A 20,699-nucleotide genomic window follows, 5' to 3' on the forward strand; every position below is an offset into this window, starting at 1 on the left:
AGTAGATTCGGATGCTGGCGCGCCTGCTGCCCGTCGTCATGCTGCTCGCCGCGGCGCTCTTTCCGCGCGTGGCAGAGGCGCATCCCCATGTCTGGGTCACCATGAAGACCGAGGTGGTCTACGGCACCGACGGCAAGCTCACCGCGCTCAAGCAGGCCTGGACCTTCGACGACGCCTTCACCGCCTTCGCCTTGCAGGGGCTGGAGAAGCAGAAGGACGGCACCTATGGCGACGACGTGCTGAAGCCGCTCGCCGAGGTGAATGTCACGTCCCTGAAGGAATACGACTATTTCGTCCGGGGAAAAACCGCCACCGGCAAGCTCGCCTTCAAGGATCCGGTGGATTATTACCTCACCTACGAGAACGAGCTGCTCACCCTGCACTTCACCTTGCCGCTGGCGAAGCCCATCGCGGTGAAGGGGGCGGCCACCATCGAGATCTATGATCCCACCGTGTTCGTCTCCTTCTCCTTCGCCGACACGGAGCCGGTGAAGATGGTCGCGGCGCCGGCCGGCTGCACGCAGGAAGTCACCTCGCCGGAGCCGCCGCCCAGCTCGGCGCTCAACGAATCCTTCTTCGCCGGCCTGACCTCCGGCAGCACCTATGGCGCCCAGTTCGCGGACAAGATCACGGTGAAGTGCCCGTGAGCGCAGTCCCGGCGGCAGCGCCCGCGCGGATGCGCCGGGCGGGGATGATCCTTCTCGCCCTCGGTGCCATGGTGCTGTTCGCGCTGCTGGTGGCGCTGGTGCTCTATCCCGACATGGTGTTCGCGCAGGGGTTTGGCCCGCCAAAGGCGACGCCCTTCGGGCTCGGCGGGGCCGCCGCCCAGCCGCCGCCCTCCGGTATCACCGGCTTCATCCTCGCCAAGCAGGCGGAATTCTACCGCGCGCTGGTGGGGGCGGTGCGCGCCGCCAAGCAGGACGGCAACGCCACCTTCCTCCTCGCCGGCCTCTCGTTCGCCTATGGCGTGTTCCACGCGGCCGGGCCGGGGCACGGCAAGGCGGTAATCTCCTCCTATCTCCTCGCCGATGGCGGCACGCTGCGCCGGGGCGCCGTGCTGTCGCTGGCCGCCGGCATGGTGCAGGCGGTGGCGGCCATCCTCTTCGTCGGCATCCTCGCGCTGGCGCTGGGGGCGACCGCCGTTTCCATGGCGCAGGCCATGACGGTGGTGGAAGTCGCGGCCTATGGCGGCATCGGCCTGTTCGGGCTTTATCTCGCGATCGTGAAGGGCCGCGCCCTGATTGCTGCGGCGCGGGGCGATGCGGCCCACGTCCACGCCGCCGATTGCGATTGCGGCGACAAGCACGCCCCCGACCCCGCGCTTCTCGCGGGACAGGGCGGGTGGAAGCGGGCCGCTGTCGCCGTGGTCTCGGCCGGCGCCCGGCCCTGCTCCGGCGCCATCCTCGTGCTGACGTTCGCGCTCTCGCAGGGCGTGTTCCTGAGCGGTGTCGCCGCCGCCTTCGCCATGGGCCTCGGCACCGCCGCCATGGTGACCCTGATCGCCGGCATCGCCGTTTATGGCAAACGCCTTGCCGTGCGCATCGCCGGACGCGACACGCGCTGGTCCGTCATGGCCCGGCTGGGGGTGGAACTGGGCGCGGCCCTGCTGGTGATGCTGTTCGGCTTCGGCCTGCTGACCGGCTATCTGGAAAGCGAGCGGCTGCTGCCGGGCTGATCCTCGTCGGTTTGGGTTGCCGCAGCGCAGCCGATTCCGGGTGCAATGCACCAAAATACGTCACGCCCAGCTTTTCGGCAATTTCGTTGCGCTTTGAATTAAAACAACGAAATTGCCGGGTGCGACACTCCGTGCCAGCCTAAAGGCGAACGGTGCACGTGATTTCCACGCGATGCCGTCCCCTGCCCGGCCCCGCTGGAGGCGTCGCGATGGCTCTGAAGCCTGTTTCGCTCGACGACAAATATGACCTGTCCCAGGAGCGCGTGTTCGTATCGGGCACGCAGGCTCTCGTCCGCCTCGCCTTGATGCAGAAGGAGCGCGACCGGCGCGCCGGCCTCAACACGGCCGGCTATGTCACTGGCTATCGCGGCTCCCCCCTCGGCGGGCTCGACCAGCAGTTCCTGCGCGCCGAGAAGGTGCTCAAGGCCAACGACATCAAGTTCATGTCCGGCCTCAACGAGGACCTCGCCGCCACCGCGCTCTGGGGTTCGCAGCAGGCGGAGCTGCGCGGCGAGGGCAAGTATGACGGCGTGTTCGGCCTCTGGTACGGCAAGGGACCGGGCGTCGACCGCTCCGGCGACGTGTTCCGCCACGCCAACAATGCCGGCACCTCGCGGCACGGCGGCGTGCTCGCCCTCATGGGCGACGACCACACCTGCGAAAGCTCCACCACCGCCCACCAGAGCGAATTCCATTTCGTCGACGTGATGATCCCGGTGCTGAACCCTGCGGGCGCGCAGGAGATCATCGATTACGGGCTCTATGGCTGGGCGCTGTCGCGCTTCGCCGGCACGTGGGTCGGCCTCAAGGCGGTGAAGGATACCATCGAGAGCACCGGCATCGTGGACGGGCGCCTGGACCGCGTGCGCATCGAGCCGGCGCTGGGCTTCGAGATGCCCCCCGGCGGCCTCAACATCCGCCTCGGCGACACGCCGCTGGCGCAGGAGGAGCGGCTCCAGGAATTCAAGCGCGACGCCGTGCTGCATTTCCTGCGGGCGAACCGCCTCAACCGCTTCATCACCTCCGGCGGCGCCCGCCCGCGCATCGGCATCGCCACGGTGGGCAAGTCCTATCTCGACGTTCGCCTCGCCCTGGACGAGCTGGGCATCGACGAGGTGCGGGCGAACGATCTCGGCCTGCGCATCTGGAAGGTGGCCTGCCCCTGGCCGCTGGAGACGCAGGGCCTCCACGAATTCGCCAAGGGCCTCGACCTCATCATGGTGGTGGAGGAGAAGCGCTCCCTCATCGAGGTGCAGGTGCGCGAGGAGCTGTACGGCACCGCCAACCAGCCCGTCTGCATCGGCAAGAAGGACGAGCAGGGCCGCTGGATGTTCCCGGTGAAAGGCGCGCTGGATCCCAACGACATCGCCATCCAGCTCGGCCGGCGCCTCCTGGCCTATGGCCACATCCCGGACATCGCCGCCCGCGTGGCGGAGCTGGAAGAGGCGCAGCGGGTGCTTGCCGCCACTTCGGATGTGGCGACGCGCATCCCCTATTTCTGCTCCGGCTGCCCGCACAATTCCTCCACCAAGGTGCCCGAGGGCATGCGCGCCTATGCCGGCATCGGCTGCCACTACATGGTGCAGTGGATGGACCGGGAGACCACCGGCTTCACCCAGATGGGTGGCGAGGGCGCCAACTGGATCGGCGAATCCTCCTTCTCCAAGCGCGGCCATGTGTTCCAGAACCTCGGCGACGGCACCTACAACCATTCAGGCTATCTCGCGCTCCGCGCCGCCTGCGCCGCCAAGGTGAACGTCACCTACAAGATCCTCTTCAACGACGCGGTCGCCATGACCGGCGGCCAGACCCATGACGGCAACCTCACCGTCCCGGTCATCGCCCGCCAGGTGGCGGCGGAAGGGGTGGAGCGGGTCGTCGTCGTCACCGACGAGCCCGGAAAATATCCCGCGGGCACCCTCTGGCCGGCCGGCATGACCATCCACCACCGCGACGAGCTGGACGCCGTGCAGCGGGAGCTGGCGGCCATTTCCGGCGTCACGGTGATGATCTACGACCAGACCTGCGCCTCCGAGAAGCGGCGGCGCCGGAAGCGCGGCCAGTTCCCCGACCCCGACAAGCGCGTGCTCATCAACGAGCGCGTCTGCGAGGGCTGCGGCGATTGCGGGGTGAAGTCCAATTGCGTCTCCGTGCAGCCGCTCGAAACCGAATTCGGCCGCAAGCGCGAGATCGACCAGTCGTCCTGCAACAAGGACTTCTCCTGCGTGAACGGCTTCTGCCCCTCCTTCGTGACGGTCCACGGGGCGAAGCCGAAGAAGAGCGCGGGCGCGGCGGCCGGCGCGGACTCATGGCCCGACCTGCCGGAGCCGGCGCATCCCGAGATCCACGGCACCTATGGCATCATCGCCACGGGCGTGGGCGGCACCGGCGTCGTCACCATCGGCGCCATCCTCGGCATGGCGGCGCATCTGGAAGGCAAGGCCTGCGGCATGATCGACATGGCCGGCCTCGCCCAGAAGGGCGGCGCGGTCTACAGCCACATCCGCCTCGCCAACGACCCGGCCGACATCACCGCCATCCGCGTGCCGGCGCGCGGCGCCGACGTGGTGCTGGGCGGCGATCTGGTGGTCGCGGGCACCAAGAAGGTGCTGGCGGCGGTGAAGCCGGGCAAGACCATCTGCGTGGTGAACACGCACGAGGTGCTGCCCGGCGACTTCACCCGCAACGCGGACTATTCGCTCCCCACCGAGCGCATCAAGCGCACCATCCGCGATCTGGTGGGCGATGCGCAGACCCACTTCATCGAGGCGAGCCGCCTCGCCCAGGCGCTGTTCGGCAACGCGCTGGCGCAGAACATCTTCATGGTCGGCTATGCCTACCAGTTCGGCGCCCTGCCCTTGTCCGCCGCCGCCATCGAGCGGGCTATCGAGCTAAACGGCGAGGCGGTGGCCATGAACAAGGCCGCCTTCCTCTGGGGCCGCCGCGCCGCACACGATCCGGCCGCCGTGGAGGCCATCGCCACGCCGAAGGGCACCGTCTCCAGCGACGCGCGGCGGCTCTCGCAGAGCCTCGACGAGGTGATCGCCCGGCGCGTCGCCGACCTCACCCTCTACCAGAACGCCGCCTATGCGGCCCGCTACAAGGCGCTCGTGGACAAGGTGCGCATCAATGAGCAGGCCAAGGCGCCCGGCCGGGGCGGCCTCGCCGAGGCGGTGGCGAAGAACCTCTATAAGCTCATGGCCTACAAGGATGAATACGAGGTCGCCCGGCTCTATGCCGACGGCGCCTTCCGCGCCCAGGCGGACGCGGCCTTCGACGGTGCGCTGAGGTTCGAGTTCCACCTCGCCCCGCCCCTCCTCGCCCGCCGCGACGCGACGGGGGAGCCGCGCAAGATCACGCTCGGACCTTGGATGATGAAGGGCTTCTCCCTGCTGGCGAAGCTCAAGGGCCTGCGCGGCAGCGCGCTGGACGTGTTCGGCTACACGCAGGAGCGCCGCACCGAGCGGACGCTGATCGCGGACTACGAGCGCACGGTGGGCGAGCTGATCGCGAAGCTCGACCCCGCCAACCACGCGATCGCCGTCGCCATCGCCTCCATCCCGGAGAAGATCCGCGGCTTCGGCCACGTGAAGCTGCGGCACCTGGAGGCGGCCAAGGCCGAGGAGCAGGACCTCCTCGCCCGCTTCCGCAACCCGCCGGCGCCGACAGCGGTTGCGGCGGAGTAGGGAAAATTGCCTTCTCCCCTCGCGGGAGAAGGTGGATCGCGGCGCACGCCGCGAGACGGATGAGGGGGTGGCGCCGATCGCCCCATCGCCGGTCATGCGCTGAGCGCCCCCCTCACCCCCGGCCCCTCTCCCGCCCGAACTCGGCAGCAGCCGAGTTCGGTTCGCGGAGATTGAAGTCGGCAAAAGCCGACTTCAAGGGGAGAGGGGGAAGACTGGAAGGAGCGGCGCGCGCCGCCTTGCCTCAGTTCCCGCCGAGGATGGCCTTCAGCTCGGCGCGGAACTCCGCCTCGATGTCGGGGCGCGAGAGCGCATAGGCGACGTTGGCCATGAGGAAGCCGATCTTCGAGCCGCAGTCATAGACGTTGCCGTCGAAACGCACCGCGTAGAACGGCTCGGTCTCCTTCAGCTTCAGCATCGAGTCCGTGAGCTGGATCTCGTTGCCGGCGCCGCGCTCCTGCTTGGCGAGCAGGTCGAAGATGCCGGGCTGGAGGATGTAGCGGCCGGAAATGGCGAGGTTGCTCGGCGCGGTGCCGGCCTTGGGCTTCTCGACCATCTGGGTGATGGCCTTGGCGCCCTTCGCCGCATCGGCGCCGGTGCCGACGATGCCGTACTGGTGGGTCTGGTCGTCCGGCACCTCATACACCGCCACCACGTTGCCGCCGGTCTCGTTGTAGGCCTCGACCATGGAGCCGAGGCAGCCGTGGCCGTTGCCGTTGCCGGTCCTCGGCATGTGCAGCATGTCGGGCAGGAGCAGCGCGAACGGCTCGTCGCCGATGATGTCGCGCGCGCACCACACCGCATGGCCAAGGCCGAGGGGCAGCTGCTGGCGGGTGAAGGACGTGGTGCCGGCCTTGGGCGTGTCGCGGTCGAGCTGCTCCAGCTCCTTGACCTTGCCGCGCTCCTGAAGCGTGCGCTCCAGCTCGAACTGCCGGTCGAAATGATCCTCGATCACCGCCTTGTTGCGGCCGGTGACGAAAACGATGTGCTCGATGCCGGCGGCGCGGGCTTCATCCACGACGTGCTGCACGACGGGCCGGTCCACCACCGTCAGCATCTCCTTCGGCACAGCCTTGGTCGCCGGAAGGAAGCGCGTGCCGAGGCCCGCGACGGGTAGGATCGCCTTGCGAATGGGTTTACGCATTTCGAGTAACGCCCCTCCTGAATACCCACGCCCGTGGTCTAGCACAGCTGGAGCGTGAGCGTGCGGCATGTCGGCCGCTGCGCGAAACTGTCCTGCCCCTATGGCAGCCGAGTGGCAACGGCCGAAATCGCCCCGCTGTTCCCCAAGATGGGTTAATGCGGCCCCAACGCGATACCGGCCATCGAAACTTGCCATCCATTAACCGCGACGCAACCATATTGCCGCCCAGTAGACGCCTCAGACGATCAACCCGGCCCTCATGGCGGGGCGGAAAGGGAAGGCTTTCAAGATGGCTTCGACGACGCGCGGAAGGACCACCTTGGGAAGCGGCGTGGCCGTGGCGCTCGCCCTCATCGCCGGCCTCGTTACCCCCGCCGCCGGACAGGCCCAGACCACGGGCTCCATCTTCGGCTTCCCGCCGCCCGCCCCGCAGGCGGCGCAGGCCGGCGCGGGCCATCCGCTGATGACGCCGCAGGCGCTCGCCCAGGCTGAAGCGAACTTCCCCCAGTGCATCGCCAATCTGTGGCCGCTGGCCCAGTCCAAGGGCGTCTCCCGGCGCACCTTCGAGCGGTACACCGCTTCTCTGCAGCCGCAGATGAAGATCATGGAATTCATGGACAGCCAGCCGGAATTCTCCAAGCCCATCGGCGCCTATGTGAACATGCTGGTCACCGAGTGGCGCGTGAAGAAGGGCCGCGAGATTCTGGAACGCTACAAGGCCATCTTCGACCGCGTCGAGAAGGCCTATGGCGTGGACCGCTACGCCGTCACCGCCATCTGGGGCATCGAATCCACCTATGGCGATCCGAAGGGCATCGGCTCGCGCAACGTGTTGGAATCCACCGCCACGCTCGCCTGCATCGGGCGGCGGCAGGATTATTTCCGCGACGAATTCATCGCCACGCTCCAGATCCTGGAGAAGGACGACGTTCCCTACGACCACCTCACCGGATCGTGGGCGGGCGCGTTCGGGCCCACCCAGTTCATGCCCACCTCGTTCCAGCGCTTCGCGGTGGATTTCGACGGCGACGGCAAGCGCAACGTGGTGGATTCCATTCCCGACATCATCGCCTCCACCGCCAACAATCTGAAGCTGGATGGCTGGGAGTTCGGCAAGGCGTGGGGCTATGAGGTGGCGCTGCCGCAGGGCTTCGACTACCGCCTCGCCAACCGCAGCAACAAGAAGACGCTGGCGGAATGGAACGCGCTGGGCGTGCGCCGGCCGAGCGGCATCGCCTATCCGCGCCCCGGCGACACCGCTTATCTGCTGCTGCCGGGCGGTGCCAGCGGCCCGGCCTTCCTGATGATGAAGAATTTCGACGCCATCCTGAAATACAACCCGGCCGACGCCTACGCCCTCGCCATCGGGCATCTGGCCGACCGGCTGCGCGGCGGCGGCGCCTTCGCCCAGGCGTGGCCGAAAGAGGAGCGCGGGCTCTCCAAGGCCGAGCGGCAGGAAATCCAGAGCCGTCTCACCCAGATGGGCTACGACATCGGCAATGTGGACGGCATCCTCGGTCAGAAGAGCCGGGTCGCCATCCAGGACTACCAGGTCCGCGCCGGCCTCCTGCCGGACGGCTATCCCGACGTCGCCTTGCTCCAGCAGATGCGCCGCTGAGCGGGGCGAATCCGTCGTCGTCCTCCGATTTGATCGGAGGACCCATGGCGCCGCTCGTCCCGACCTCCGGCCGCCCGCGATGGCGGAGGGATGGGCCCTCCGATCAAGTCGGAGGGCGACAGCTGTAATTGCCCTCGGCGCTCCGGCTGCGCCGTTGCTGGTCCGCGAACAGACCTAAATCAGCCCGTCCACCGCCTCCGTCAGCCGCTCCAGATCCTCCGGGCGGGACAGGCGATGGTCGCCGTCCTTGATGAGGGAGAACACCACGTCGTCCTCGGCGAGGCAGCTCACGAGGCGCATGGCATGCTCCCACGGCACGTCCTCGTCCCGCGCGCCCTGCAGGATGCGCACCGGGCAGCCCACCGCGAACGGCGCGCCCAGGAGCAGGTGGCGGCGCCCATCCTCGATCAGCTCGCGGGTGATGACATAGGGCTCCTCGCCATAAAGCGTCGGCTTCAGGAATTTGCCCGTCGTCTCCATCAGCGCGCGCACTGGCGGGGGGAACTTCTCCCACATCAGGGCTTCGGTGAAGTCCGGTGCCGGGGCCACCAGCACCAGCCCCTTCAGCCTTTTCTCCCCCCGCGCGGCGAGGGCGCGGGCGAGGAGCAGCGCGATCCAGCCGCCCATGGACGAGCCGATGACCACCTGCTCGCCCGAGGTGGCCTGGTCGAACACCGCCAGCGCCTCATTGAGCCAGCGCGAGATGGTGCTCTCCTCGAACGCCCCGCCGGAGGCGCCGTGGCCGGAATAATCGAACCGCACGTTCGCCTGCCCGCGCGCCTGCGCCCAGCGGGCGAGGTGCTCCGCCTTGGTGCCGGTCATGTCCGACTTGAAGCTGCCGAGCCAGAACAGGCCGGGCGCCGCGCCGGGGATGGCGCGGATGGCGATGGCACGGCCGTCCACGTCGAGGGTGGAGGCGGTTTCGCCGGGGATGGTCTCGGTCATGGCGTCAGCTCAGGCGAAGGCGGCGAAATAGCGCGCGATGATGCGGGAATAGATGCGCGTCAGCACCTCGAGATCGGCGACGGGGGTGGCCTCGTCCACCTTGTGCATGGTCTGGCCCACAAGGCCGAATTCCACCACCGGGCAGAGATCCTTGATGAAGCGCGCATCCGAGGTGCCGCCCGAGGTGGAGGCCTCCGGCCGCCGCCCGGTCTCCGCCTCCACCGCGTCCGCCACCAGTTCCACGAAGGGTCCGGGCGCGGTGAGGAAGCTCTGACTGGCGCCGGGCTGGAAGGCGAGATCATATGTTAGGCCGGCGCCGTCGAGGCGGCGGATGATCTCGGACTTCAGCGTCTCCAGGGAATAAAGGTCGTTGAAGCGCACGTTGAAGCGGGCGGTGGCCTCGGCCGGGATCAAATTGAACACCGGATTGCCGACATCGATGGAGACCACCTCCAGGTTCGACGGCGGGAAGAAGTCCGAGCCATGGTCGAGGGGCGCGGCGGTCAATTCTCCCACCAGCTTTACCAGGCGCGGAATGGGATTGTCGGCGAGGTGCGGATAGGCCACGTGCCCCTGCACCCCCTTCACGGTGAGGATGCCGGAGAGGCTGCCGCGCCGGCCCACCTTGAAGGCATCGCCCATGGCGCCGGGGTTGGTGGGCTCGCCGAGGACGCAGTGATCAATGACCTCGCCCTTCTCCTTCAGCCACTCCACCACCTTCACCGTACCATCCAGCGCCGGGCCTTCCTCGTCGCCGGTGATGAGGAAGGAGAGCGAGCCCCTCTCCGGCCGCCCGCAGGCGAGCGCGGCCGAGAGGAAGGCGGCCACCGCCCCCTTCATGTCCACGGCGCCCCGTCCGTAGAGCTTGCCGTCCTCCACCGTGCCGGCGAACGGACCGTGCTGCCATTGGGCGGGATCGCCCTCGGGCACCACGTCCACATGGCCGGCGAAGCACAGATTGGGGGAGCCGCTCCCGATGCGGGCGTAGATGTTGGGGATGGGCACGCCGCCGCTGTCGAACGTCAGGCGCTCCACATGGTATCCTGACGCCTCCAGCCGACGCGCGACCAGTTCCAGCGCGCCGCCCGAATTGGGGGTGACGGACGGCGCCCGGATCAGTTCGGCCGCCAGCGTCAGCGCATCGGGAACATTGGCCCGAAGCTCGGGCTTGACGGAAGCATCGGCGGTCATCAGGAAAGCCTCATCGCGACCGGGGGACGACGAGATAGCGGCAAACGCGCCGGTCTTTCCAGCGGTTTTCTCGGCGATCCGGGCGGCCGGGCCGCCTTTATGCCCCATCCGCCACGAGGCTGCCGCCTTCAGGCGACAGGAACGCCGCGGCGGAGGTTCAAATATGAAGGTGAAGACGTCCGCGGCCTTTCTGGTCGCGCTCGCCCTGTCGGTTTTCCCGCTGGCTCAGGCCGGCGCCCAGCAGGCCGCGAGCCCGCCGGCGCAAGGCCAACAGCAGGGACAGGGCCAGAGCACGCCCGCCGCGGCCACGCCCAATGCCGCAGCCTCGCCCCCCGCCGCGCCGGCGGCGGCCTCCGGCGCCCCCGCCCCGGCCGCCGGCGATGCGGCGCCCGCACAGCCGGTGCCAGCGCCAAAGCCCGCACCGGTCCCGCCCGATCCGACCATCGTCGCCGCCCGCGAGAAGATGGAGGCGGCCCGCTCCGCCCTCGATTCCATCGACGCCGCCCTCGCGGTGGAAGGCCTGCGCCCCGGCGACCTCGACGAGCTGCGCCAGCGCCTCGACCCCGCCCGCAAGGATCTTGCCGCCGTCTCCGACCAGATCGCCCCCCGCGTCGCCGACGCGGAGAGCCGTCTCAACGGCCTCGGCCCCAAGCCCGCCGACGGCGCGACCGAGGAGCCCACCGTCGCGGCCGACCGCGAGCGCCTGACCAAGGTCGCCGCCGAATTGGGCGGCGTGCTGAAGCAGAACCGCGCGCTGGTGCTGCGCGGCGACCAGATTTCCGACCGCATCAGTTCCCGCCGCCGCGCGTTGTTCACCGGGCAGCTGTTCGAGCGGGTGGATTCTGTCATCGACCCCGACCTGTGGACCAACGCCTTCGGCGCGCTGAATTCCGAGTTCCGCGCCCTGCGCTACTTCGGCAACGACTGGCGGGCCTATTCGGTGCGGCGCCTGTCGCCGCTCGCGGTGATCGGCATCGTCCTCGGCGGCATCGCCATCATGGCCGCCGTGGTGGCGGGCGGCATCCTGCTGCGCAAGCGCCTGCGCACCCCGCCGCCGGAGCCGGGCGAAAGCTTCACGCGCCTGCGCTCGGCGCGCGAGGCGATGAAGGTTCTGTTCCTGAACGCCACCGTTGCGCCCGCCGCGGCTATGGCGGCCATCGCCTTCATCGGCGCGTTCGAGATCATCCCGCCCCGCGCCGATGAACTGGTGCAGGGCATTGTCATCGCCATCTTCATCAAGGCCATCGGCAACGCCGTGGGCCGCGCCTTCCTGGCGCCGAACGAGCCGTGGCGCCGCCTGCCGCCGCTCTCGGATGGCGCCGCCGTACTCGCCTTCCGCTATTACTCCTTCACCGTGTGGACGCTGGCCATCGCCGCCGCCCTCAATGCCCTGCACCGGGTTCTGTTCGCGCCGGTGGGGCTGACGGTGGTGACGAGCGCGATCATGTCGCTGCTCATCGCCGGCTTCATCTCACGCTTCCTCGTCGGCGCCGCCCGCGCCGAGGCCAATGCGGATACGGCGAAGGACCCGGCGACCACCGATCCCTCGGCCATCGCCGCCACCGGCCCCGCGCAGGCTCCGCCCCGCTACATCCGCCTGTTCGTATGGGTGGCGGTGTTCGCCCTCCTCGGGGCGCTGGTGGCCGGCTACATCAGCTTCGCGGCCTTCGTCGCCGCGCGCATGGTCATCGCCGCCGCCGTGCTCGGCGTGCTCTACCTGCTCTATGCCCTCATCGACGCCTTCTTCGGCGAGGGCCTTTCCGCCGAGACCCACCGCGCGCGGGTGATCTCCAGCATGCTCGGCCTGAAGCCGGAGCGGGTGGAGCTGATCGGCGTCCTGGCGTCGGGCCTGCTCAAGCTGCAGCTGTTCGTGATCGCCGCCTTTCTCATTGTCGGCAGCTGGGGCACCTCCACCGCCGACATGATGGAGACGGTGGAGCGCGTTTCCTTCGGCGTGCGCATCGGCAACGCCACCATCACCCTGTGGAGCGTGGTCTATGCCGTGCTCCTGCTGCTGGTCAGCCTCGCGGCGGCGCGCGGACTGCAGAAATGGGTGTCGAGCGCGCTCTTGCCCCGCACCGGGCTCGAGCCGTCGCTGCAATCCTCCATCGCCACCATCGTCGGCTATGTGGGCACGATCGTCGCCGTCATGGTGGCCATGGGCCAGTTGGGGCTGAACCTCGAGAACATCGCGCTGGTCGCCGGTGCCCTCTCGGTCGGTATCGGCTTCGGCCTCCAGTCCATCGTGTCCAATTTCGTGTCCGGCCTGATCCTGCTGGCCGAGCGGCCCATAAGGGTGGGCGACACCATCAATGTGAAGGGCGAGGAAGGCTATGTGCGGCGCATCTCGGTGCGGGCCACCGAGATCGAGACCTTCGAGCGCGCCACGGTGATCGTGCCCAATGCCGACCTCATCACCGGCATGGTGAAGAACTGGACGCACTCCAACACCACCGGCCGCATCATCGTCGCCGTCACCGTCTCCTATGACAGCGATCCGGAGGAGGTGCGCGACATCCTCGTCGGCTGCGCCTGCGACCATCCGCAGGTGCTCCAGTCGCCGCCGCCGCGCGTGTTCCTGATGAAGTTCGCCGATGCGGGCATCGTGTTCGAGCTGCGCTGCGTGGTGGCCAACGTGGACTATGCGCTGACGGTGAAGAGCGACCTGCACTTCCAGGTGCTCTCGCGCTTCCGCAAGGCGCACGTGGGCATGGTGGCGCAGCCCTGGGCCGCCCTCGCCCGGGCCCCGCGCGACATGGTGCCCCCGCCGCCCGCGCCGCCCGACCCGCTGCAATAGGCCGGGGCCGGGAGGGGAGCGGGCGCTAACGCTTCCTCAACCCTCCCGGCGCACAAGACAGGGGAACGTCGGGGGATCGCCCCCGAAAGCCCGCCCGATGCGGCCAGCCGGAAGCCGAGACATGCGCGACACTTTTCTCCGCCGCTCCCTCCTCGCCGGTGCCGGCCTTGCGCTTCTCGCCGCCATCGCCGGCTGTGCCACCACCGAGCAGATCGACACCCAGCCGGCCTTCTACATCAACCTCGCCAAGACCGGTAAGCCGGTGGATGCCGCCGCCGCGGCCTCGCTCCTCTCCGACTACCGCACCGCGCGCGGGCTGCCGGCCGTGACCATCGACGACACGCTTTCCCGCCTCGCCCAGGACCAGGCCAACGCCATGGCCAAGGCGGACAACCTCTCCCACGAGGTGGGCGGGCGCAATTTCATGACCCGCATCAAGGCCTCGGGCTATGACGCGAAGCGCGCGGTGGAAAATGTGGGCGCCGGCTACCACACCCTGGCCGAGGCCTTCTCCGGCTGGCGCGATTCCCCCTCGCACAACAAGAACATGCTGGAGCCCGGCGTGACCCGCATGGGCATCGCCACGGCCAACGCACCCAATTCCAAATACAAGGTCTATTGGGCGCTCATCCTCGCCCAGCCGGATACCCCGCCCGCGCGATGACACGCCTGCGCGGCGCTTGAGCAGGGCGAAAACTCCGGCGCGGCATCCTGTTTACGGCACCGCTGCGCGCGTTCGTGATCGTGCGGTACGGGCGGAGGGCTTTCCCATTGCCGGCTTCTCTGGCCTAATCTGCCTGTTGATATCGTGACAGGCAGGAGAGGAAGATGAAGCGGATCGCTTTCGTCGCGTGCGCCCTGAGCATCCTCGCCGGCCCGGCGCTCGCATGCCCGGGCATGACCAACGCCTCCATCGGCGACACCACGACCACCGCCAGCAATCCCGTGACCCAGAAGGGCGGCTGATTTCGGCGCACGTCGCGCCTCGGCTTCCTCCCGGACGGAACCTCCGTTCCCCGGCCCCAGGGCCGGGGCTTTTTTATGCGCGAAACGCAAACGGCCGGCGGGATGCCCGCCGGCCGCTCACTTTCAAACCATTGGCAGCGCCAAGGCGCCGCGCCCATCACATGTGGATGGCGCGCTTCTCCACGGCCATGGCCGCCTCCTTCACCGCTTCCGAGCGGGTGGGGTGGGCGTGGCAGGTGCGGGCGAGATCCTCGGACGAGCCGCCGAACTCCATCAGCACCGCGCATTCGTGGATCATCTCGCCGGCCTCGGGGCCGATGATGTGGGCGCCCAGCACCTTGTCGGTGGCGGCGTCGGCGATGATCTTCACGAAGCCGTCCGTGGTGTTGTTCACCTTGGTGCGGCCGTTGGCGGTGAAGGGGAACTTGCCGACCTTGTAGGCGACGCCCGCGGCTTTCAGCTCGTCCTCGGTCTTGCCGACGGAGGCGACCTCCGGGAAGGTGTAGACCACGCCGGGGATCACGTCGTAGTTCACGTGGCCCGCCTTGCCGGCCAGCTGCTCCGCCAGCGCCACACCCTCGTCCTCGGCCTTGTGGGCGAGCATGGGGCCGACGATCACGTCGCCGATCGCATAGATGCCGGGCACGTTGGTGGCGAAGTGGTGGTCGGTGACCACGCGGCCGCGCGCGTCCTTGGCGACGCCCGCCTCCTCCAGCCCGAGGCCGGCGGTGTAGGCGATGCGGCCGATGGCGACCAGCACCACGTCCGCCTCGATCACCTCGGCGGCGCCGCCGGCGGCGGGCTCCACCGTGACCTTCAGCGTCTCGCCGGAGGTGTCCACACCGGTGACCTTGGTGCCGAGCTTGAAGGTGAAGCCCTGCTTGTCGAGGATGCGCTGGAAGGACTTGGCCACGTCCGAATCCATGCCGGGCAGGATGCGGTCGAGGAATTCCACCACCGTGACCTCAGCGCCGAGGCGCCGCCACACCGAGCCCAGTTCCAGGCCGATGACGCCCGCGCCCACCACGACGAGCTTGCCGGGCACCTTGGGCAGCTTCAGCGCGCCGGTGGAGGAGACGATGCGGTCCTCGTCGATGGTCACGCCGGGCAGCGGAGCGACATCGGAGCCGGTGGCGATGACGATGTTCTTCGTCTCCAGCACCTCGACCTTGCCGTCGGCATTGAGGGTGACTTCCACCTTGCCGGGGCCGAGGATCTTGCCGGCGCCCATGTAGACGTCGACCTTGTTCTTCTTCAGCAGGAACTCGACGCCCTTCACGTTGCCGTCCACGCCCCGGTCCTTGAAGGCCAGCATGGCGGGCAGGTCGAGGGTGGGAGCCGGCACGCCGATGCCCATCTCGCCGAACTTGTGGCCCGCTTCCTCGAACAGCTCGGAGGCATAGAGCAGCGCCTTGGAGGGGATGCAGCCCACGTTCAGGCAGGTGCCGCCATGGGTGCCGCGCTTCTCCACCACCGCGACCTTGAGGCCGAGCTGGGCCGCGCGAATGGCACACACATAGCCGCCGGGGCCGGTGCCGATGATGATCAGGTCGTAGGACATGGAATGCACTCGCAGGATGGTCAGCGGGGGTCCAACGCAGCGTTGAACGCCCAGACATGGCCGAACGGATCCTGGATCCGCGCGTGGCGCGCGCCCCAGAACATATCGGCCGGCGGCATAATCACGGTGGCTCCCGCGCGGACGGCGCGAGCGAAGGCGGCTTCGACCTCCGCCCCGCTGCGGAAGTTGGCGTTGAGCGTCACGCTGGCGCCGCCGCGGCTCACGGGCGACGCCAGGCTGTTCCCGAACTCCGGAAACTCGTCATGCAGCATCACTTCCGCGCCGAAGACGTCGACGTTGGCGTGCATCACCCGCACGCCATCTTCCGCCATCTGCCTGAAGGTGCAGGAGGCGCCGAACGCGGCTTCATAAAAAGCAATCGCCTCGGTGCCGCCCCGGACGCAAAGATGCGCCTGGAGCGGCGGAGGGTTCGGCCCGAACGCCATCCTCCTCAGATCCTCACAGATCCAGCACGAGCCGCGCGGGATCCTCCAGGGTCTCCTTCACGCGCACCAGGAAGGTCACGGCCTCGCGGCCGTCGACGATGCGGTGGTCGTAGGAGAGAGCGAGGTACATCATCGGGCGGATCACGATCTGGCCCTTGACCACCACCGGGCGCTCCTCGATGCGGTGCATGCCGAGGATGCCCGACTGCGGCGCGTTGAGGATGGGGGTGGACATCAGCGAGCCGTAGATGCCGCCGTTGGTGATGGTGAAGGTGCCGCCCTGCATCTCCTCGATGCCGAGCTTGCCGTCACGCGCCTTGCGGCCGTAGCCGGCGATGGCCTTCTCGATCTCGGCGACCGACATGAGGTCCGCGTCGCGCACCACCGGAACCACGAGGCCCTTCTCGGTGCCCACCGCGATACCGATGTTGTAGTAGTTCTTGTAGACGAGATCCTGGCCGTCGATCTCGGCGTTCACCGCCGGGATGTCCTTCAGCGCCGCGATCACCGCCTTGGTGAAGAAGCCCATGAAGCCGAGCTTGGTGCCGTGCTTCTTCTCGAAGGCATCCTTGAACTGGCTGCGCAGGCTCATGACGGCGGTCATGTCCACGTCGTTGAACGTGGTGAGCATGGCGGCGGTGTTCTGGGCGTCCTTCAGGCGGCGCGCGATGGTCTGGCGCAGCTTGGTCATCTTGACCCGCTCCTCGCGGGCGGCGTCGGTGGGCGCCGAGGGGGCGCGGACCGCGACCGGAGCGGGCGCGGCGGCGGCCGAGGCGCCGGCGGCGATGGCGGCCAGCATGTCACCCTTGGTGACGCGGCCGTCCTTGCCGGAGCCGGCGACATCGGCCGGGTTCACGCCGGTCTCGGCGGCGATGCGGCCGACGGCCGGGCCGTTGCTGCCGGCCGCAACCGCGGCGGCGGGAGCGGCGGGGGCCGCAGGAGCCGGAGCCGGCGCGGCGGCCGGAGCCGGAGCAGCGGCGGGCGCGGCCTCGGCGCCCGAGCCGGCGCCGATGTTGCCGAGCAGCGCGCCGACGCCCACGGTCTCGCCATCCTTGGCGACGATCTCGGAGAGGACGCCCGAGGCCGGGGCCGGCACCTCGACGGTCACCTTATCGGTCTCAAGCTCCACCAGCGGCTCATCGGCCTTGACGGCCTCGCCGGGCTTCTTGAACCACTTGCCGATGGTCGCCTCGGTAACGGACTCGCCCAGGGTGGGCACGCGGATCTCGGTCATTGTGTTCGCCCCTTGAGGGGGCCTCCCTCAGACTTCGGCTTGGGCCGGGCGTGGCGCCCGGCGCTCGATGAGCGACAGAATGGGCATCACCGCATAGGTAAAGCCCAGGTCCGCCGTGATGACGGGATCCCGAAGCGAGAGGCCGGTCGCGGCGGCCTCGTCGGGAACTTCGATGACGGCCATCCCCCAGATGCCCGCCGGGTCCGCCACGGGACCGACGGCGAGGGCCGTGCCGGCCTCCGCCTCGGCCTGCCAGAACGCGAAGTGCGCCCCCATGGCGTCCATCTCGGCCGCGCTCGCGTCCGAGGGAAAGCTCGGGCGCGGCGGGGAGAGGCGGAGCAGGAAGTGCGGCACGGCGCGTCCTCTTTCGGGCGGTTCTAGGTGTGTCGGATCAGCCCAGGGCTTCCTCGAGGAAGGTCTTGAGCTGGGCCATATGCTTGGACATCAGGCCGGTGGCGGTGGCGGCGGACGCGGGACGGCCGGCATAGCGCGGACGCTTCGCCGCGCCGCCCGCCTGCTCCAGCACCCACTCCAGATAGGGCTGCACGAAGGCCCAGGATCCCTGGTTCTTCGGCTCTTCCTGGCACCACACCACCTCGGCGTTCTTGAAGCGGGCGAGTTCCTGCACCAGCGTCTTGAGCGGGAACGGATAGAGCTGCTCCACGCGCAGCAGGTAGACATCGTCCACGCCGCGCTTCTCGCGTTCCTCCAGCAGGTCGTAATAGACCTTGCCCGAGGACAGCACGACGCGGCGGATCTTGTCGTCCGGCTTCAGCTTGACGCCGCTCTCGTCCGGGTGCGACTGGGCGTCGTCCCACAGCACGCGGTGGAAGGTGGTGCCGGTCACCATGTCGGAGAGGTCGGACACCGCCCGCTTGTGGCGGAGCAGCGACTTGGGCGTCATCAGGATGAGCGGCTTGCGGAATTCCCGCTTCATCTGCCGGCGCAGGATGTGGAAGTAGTTGGCCGGGGTGGTGACGTTGGCCACCTGCATGTTGTCCTCGGCGCACAGCTGCAGATAGCGCTCGAGGCGGGCGGAGGAGTGCTCCGGACCCTGGCCCTCATAGCCGTGCGGCAGCAGGCAGACGAGGCCGGACATGCGCAGCCACTTGCGCTCGCCCGAGGAGATGAACTGGTCGAACACCACCTGCGCGCCGTTGGCGAAGTCGCCGAACTGCGCCTCCCAGAGCACCAGCGTGTTGGGCTCGGACAGCGTGTAGCCATACTCGAAGCCGAGCACCGCCTCCTCCGAGAGCATCGAATTGATGACCTCGTACTTGGCCTGGGTGTCGGAGAGGTGGTTGAACGGCTTGTAGCGGGCCTCGGTCTCCTGGTCGAGCAGCACCGAATGGCGCTGGGAGAAGGTGCCGCGCTCCACGTCCTGGCCCGACAGGCGGACCGGGTTGCCTTCCAGCAGCAGGGAGGAGAAGGCGAGCGCCTCGCCGGTCGCCCAGTCGATGCCCTTGCCGTCCGCGATGGCCTTCTTGCGGTTGTCGAGGAAGCGCTGGATGGTGCGGTGGACCTGGAAGCCCTCCGGCACGGTGGTGATCTTCTCGCCGATCGCCTTCAGCTCGTCTTCCGGCACGCCGGTGTTGCCGCGGCGCGGATCGTCATCCTCGTGGGTGGGCTTGAAGCCGGCCCAGCGGCCGTCGAGCCAGTCGGCCTTGTTGGGCTTGTAGGCCTGGCCGGCCTCGTGCTCGGCCTCGAGGCGGTCGCGCCACGCATTGCGCATGGTGTCCACCTCGCCGGCGGTCACGACGCCCTCGTTCTCCAGCTTCTTGGTGTACAGCTCCAGCACGCTCGGGTGCTGGCGGATCACCTTGTACATCTTCGGCTGGGTGAACGCGGGCTCGTCGCCCTCGTTGTGGCCGAAGCGGCGGTAGCAGAACATGTCCACCACCACCGGCTTGTGGAAGCGCTGGCGGAATTCGGTGGCCACCTTGGCGCAGAACACCACGGATTCCGGATCGTCGCCGTTGCAGTGGAAGATCGGCGCCTCGATCATCTTCGCCACATCCGACGGATAGGGCGAGGAGCGCGAGTAGCGCGGATTGGTGGTGAAGCCGATCTGATTGTTGATGATGAAGTGGATCGAGCCGCCGGTGCGGTGGCCCTTCAGGCCGGAGAGGCCGAGGCACTCGGCCACCACGCCCTGGCCGGCGAAGGCCGCGTCGCCGTGCAGCAGCAGCGGCAGCACCTTGGTGCGCTCGGTGTCGCCGAGCTGGTCCTGCTTGGCGCGCGCCTTGCCCAGCACCACGGGATCGACGATCTCGAGATGGGACGGGTTGGCGGTCAGCGACAGGTGGACCTTGTTGTTGTCGAACTCGCGGTCGGACGAGGCACCGAGGTGGTACTTCACGTCGCCGGAGCCCTCGACCTCGTCGGGGGCCCAGGAGCCGCCCTTGAACTCGTGGAACAGCGCCCGGTGTGGCTTGCCCATCACCTGGGTGAGCACGTTCAGCCGGCCGCGGTGAGCCATGCCGAACACGATGTCCTTCACGCCCAGGTTGCCGCCGCGCTTGATGATCTGCTCCAGCGCCGGGATCAGGCTTTCGCCGCCGTCGAGGCCGAAGCGCTTGGTGCCGGTGAACTTCACGTCGAGGAACTTCTCGAAGCCCTCCGCCTCAACCAGCTTGTTGAGGATGGCGCGCTTGCCCTCGCGGGTGAAGGTGACTTCCTTGTCGACGCCCTCGATGCGCTCCTGGATCCACGCCTTCTCCTCGGGCGAGGAGATGTGCATGAACTCGACGCCCACGGACGCGCAATAGGTGCGGCGCAGGATGGCGACCATCTGGCGGACGGTCGCGAATTCGAGGCCGAGCACGTGGTCGATGAAGATCTTGCGGTCGAGGTCAGCCTCGTAGAAGCCGTAGGAAGCCGGGTCCAGCTCCGGCGCCTCGCGCGGGGGGGTGAGGCCCAGCGGGTCGAGATTGGCATGCAGATGGCCGCGCATGCGGTAGGCGCGGATCATCATCAGCGCCTTGACGGAATCGCGGGTGGCCTGCTGCACCTCGGTGGCGGAGAACTCGACGCCGGACTTCTGCGCCTTGGCCTTCACCTTCTCGGAGATGGCCTTCTCCACCTCGATCCACTGGCCATCCATGGCCGAGACCAGCTCGCCATTGGCGTGCACCGGCCAGTGCGGCTTCTTCCAGGAGGCGCCGCGGGCGTTCTCGATCACCTGGTTGGGATCGTCCTTCAACGCCGCGAAGAAGGCCTGCCATTCGGCGCTGACCGAATTGGGATCGGTCTCATAGCGGGCGTAGAGATCCTCGATCCAGGCGGCATTGGCGCCATAGAGGAAGGAGGTGTTCAGGAAAACGTCGTTCTGTTCCGCGCGCGACATGGGCTTGTTCCCGGAAGACCGTGGCGCCTCACTCTCCTTGAGCGCATTTCGCGCGGAAAATGAAGCCCCAAGGCCGCTCGTCTGCCACAAATC

15 protein-coding genes are annotated in these 20,699 nt (G+C 68.4%); 7 read left to right on the forward strand and 8 right to left on the reverse strand.

The genetic code is table 11. The features are described 5' to 3' along the window. The first annotated feature begins 11 nt into the window (after positions 1-11). The 3 genes from V5F63_RS23180 (at position 12) to V5F63_RS23190 (ending at position 5,361) form a co-directional block, all read left to right on the forward strand. Entirely contained in the window at positions 12-647 is a 636-nt protein-coding gene (locus tag V5F63_RS23180; RefSeq protein ID WP_394100981.1) for a DUF1007 family protein, read from the forward strand. After that, positions 644-1,675: a nickel/cobalt transporter gene (locus tag V5F63_RS23185; protein ID WP_394100980.1), complete on the forward strand. Its 1,032-nt coding sequence runs from the start codon at positions 644-646 to the stop codon at positions 1,673-1,675. Before V5F63_RS23180 ends, V5F63_RS23185 begins: the two co-directional genes overlap by 4 nt. A 209-nt stretch (positions 1,676-1,884) precedes the next feature. After that, positions 1,885-5,361 carry an indolepyruvate ferredoxin oxidoreductase family protein gene (locus tag V5F63_RS23190; RefSeq protein WP_394100979.1) on the forward strand — a complete coding sequence of 1,159 codons (3,477 nt, stop codon included), beginning with the start codon at positions 1,885-1,887 and terminating at the stop codon, positions 5,359-5,361. A gap of 241 nt (positions 5,362-5,602) precedes the next feature. On the opposite strand, the gene galU is transcribed toward V5F63_RS23190, so the two are convergent. Then, positions 5,603-6,502: a UTP--glucose-1-phosphate uridylyltransferase GalU gene (gene galU / locus V5F63_RS23195; RefSeq protein ID WP_394030577.1), complete on the reverse strand. Its 900-nt coding sequence runs from the start codon at positions 6,500-6,502 to the stop codon at positions 5,603-5,605. A gap of 289 nt (positions 6,503-6,791) precedes the next feature. On the opposite strand from galU, the gene V5F63_RS23200 reads away from it, so the two are divergent. Next, the gene (locus V5F63_RS23200) at positions 6,792-8,120 is read left to right on the forward strand and encodes a lytic murein transglycosylase (RefSeq protein ID WP_394100978.1); all 1,329 of its coding nucleotides are present in this window, start codon (positions 6,792-6,794) and stop codon (positions 8,118-8,120) included. Positions 8,121-8,294: 174 nt separating this feature from the next. Here the strand turns inward: V5F63_RS23200 and V5F63_RS23205 are convergent, their stop codons facing one another. Continuing rightward, on the reverse strand, positions 8,295-9,065 hold the full coding sequence (locus V5F63_RS23205) for an alpha/beta hydrolase (protein ID WP_394100977.1): 771 nt from the start codon (positions 9,063-9,065) through the stop codon (positions 8,295-8,297). Between the two features lie 9 nt (positions 9,066-9,074). Further along, positions 9,075-10,256, reverse strand: a complete 1,182-nt coding sequence (gene dapE / locus V5F63_RS23210; protein ID WP_394100976.1) for a succinyl-diaminopimelate desuccinylase — start codon at positions 10,254-10,256, stop codon at positions 9,075-9,077. Positions 10,257-10,419: 163 nt separating this feature from the next. Between dapE and V5F63_RS23215 the strand changes: the two genes are divergently transcribed. The 3 genes from V5F63_RS23215 (at position 10,420) to V5F63_RS23225 (ending at position 14,019) form a co-directional block, all read left to right on the forward strand. Then, on the forward strand, positions 10,420-13,053 hold the full coding sequence (locus V5F63_RS23215) for a DUF3772 domain-containing protein (protein WP_209486234.1): 2,634 nt from the start codon (positions 10,420-10,422) through the stop codon (positions 13,051-13,053). 121 nt (positions 13,054-13,174) lie between these two features. Next, entirely contained in the window at positions 13,175-13,717 is a 543-nt protein-coding gene (locus V5F63_RS23220) for a CAP domain-containing protein (protein WP_209486236.1), read from the forward strand. A 164-nt stretch (positions 13,718-13,881) separates the two neighbouring features. Next, on the forward strand, positions 13,882-14,019 hold the full coding sequence (locus V5F63_RS23225) for a hypothetical protein (RefSeq protein WP_168457309.1): 138 nt from the start codon (positions 13,882-13,884) through the stop codon (positions 14,017-14,019). Between the two features lie 157 nt (positions 14,020-14,176). Here the strand turns inward: V5F63_RS23225 and lpdA are convergent, their stop codons facing one another. Genes lpdA through V5F63_RS23250 form a run of 5 tightly spaced genes read right to left on the reverse strand, consistent with a single transcriptional unit; the run spans position 14,177 to position 20,606 of the window. After that, the gene (lpdA, locus tag V5F63_RS23230; protein WP_394100975.1) at positions 14,177-15,580 is read right to left on the reverse strand and encodes a dihydrolipoyl dehydrogenase; all 1,404 of its coding nucleotides are present in this window, start codon (positions 15,578-15,580) and stop codon (positions 14,177-14,179) included. Positions 15,581-15,600: 20 nt separating this feature from the next. Further along, complete coding sequence (locus tag V5F63_RS23235) at positions 15,601-16,026, reverse strand: VOC family protein (protein WP_394100974.1); 426 nt, start codon at positions 16,024-16,026, stop codon at positions 15,601-15,603. A 13-nt stretch (positions 16,027-16,039) separates the two neighbouring features. Further along, positions 16,040-17,260, reverse strand: coding sequence for a 2-oxoglutarate dehydrogenase complex dihydrolipoyllysine-residue succinyltransferase (gene odhB / locus V5F63_RS23240; protein WP_394100973.1), 1,221 nt, complete (start codon positions 17,258-17,260; stop codon positions 16,040-16,042). A 27-nt stretch (positions 17,261-17,287) separates the two neighbouring features. After that, complete coding sequence (locus V5F63_RS23245; RefSeq protein WP_209486244.1) at positions 17,288-17,614, reverse strand: YciI family protein; 327 nt, start codon at positions 17,612-17,614, stop codon at positions 17,288-17,290. Positions 17,615-17,651: 37 nt separating this feature from the next. Next, positions 17,652-20,606, reverse strand: coding sequence for a 2-oxoglutarate dehydrogenase E1 component (locus tag V5F63_RS23250; protein ID WP_394100972.1), 2,955 nt, complete (start codon positions 20,604-20,606; stop codon positions 17,652-17,654). Positions 20,607-20,699: the final 93 nt, after the last annotated feature.

This window comes from Xanthobacter wiegelii, from assembly GCF_043193855.2.
Lineage (GTDB): Bacteria > Pseudomonadota > Alphaproteobacteria > Rhizobiales > Xanthobacteraceae > Xanthobacter > Xanthobacter flavus_A.

Coding starts and splice junctions, on each gene's coding strand:
- V5F63_RS23180 (WP_394100981.1), top strand. CDS start 12: ATGCTGGCGCGCCTGCTGCCCGTCGTCATGCTGCTCGCCGCGGCGCTC.
- V5F63_RS23190 (WP_394100979.1), top strand. CDS start 1,885: ATGGCTCTGAAGCCTGTTTCGCTCGACGACAAATATGACCTGTCCCAG.
- galU (WP_394030577.1), bottom strand. CDS start 6,502: ATGCGTAAACCCATTCGCAAGGCGATCCTACCCGTCGCGGGCCTCGGC.
- V5F63_RS23200 (WP_394100978.1), top strand. CDS start 6,792: ATGGCTTCGACGACGCGCGGAAGGACCACCTTGGGAAGCGGCGTGGCC.
- V5F63_RS23205 (WP_394100977.1), bottom strand. CDS start 9,065: ATGACCGAGACCATCCCCGGCGAAACCGCCTCCACCCTCGACGTGGAC.
- dapE (WP_394100976.1), bottom strand. CDS start 10,256: ATGACCGCCGATGCTTCCGTCAAGCCCGAGCTTCGGGCCAATGTTCCC.
- V5F63_RS23215 (WP_209486234.1), top strand. CDS start 10,420: ATGAAGGTGAAGACGTCCGCGGCCTTTCTGGTCGCGCTCGCCCTGTCG.
- V5F63_RS23220 (WP_209486236.1), top strand. CDS start 13,175: ATGCGCGACACTTTTCTCCGCCGCTCCCTCCTCGCCGGTGCCGGCCTT.
- V5F63_RS23225 (WP_168457309.1), top strand. CDS start 13,882: ATGAAGCGGATCGCTTTCGTCGCGTGCGCCCTGAGCATCCTCGCCGGC.
- lpdA (WP_394100975.1), bottom strand. CDS start 15,580: ATGTCCTACGACCTGATCATCATCGGCACCGGCCCCGGCGGCTATGTG.
- V5F63_RS23235 (WP_394100974.1), bottom strand. CDS start 16,026: ATGGCGTTCGGGCCGAACCCTCCGCCGCTCCAGGCGCATCTTTGCGTC.
- odhB (WP_394100973.1), bottom strand. CDS start 17,260: ATGACCGAGATCCGCGTGCCCACCCTGGGCGAGTCCGTTACCGAGGCG.
- V5F63_RS23250 (WP_394100972.1), bottom strand. CDS start 20,606: ATGTCGCGCGCGGAACAGAACGACGTTTTCCTGAACACCTCCTTCCTC.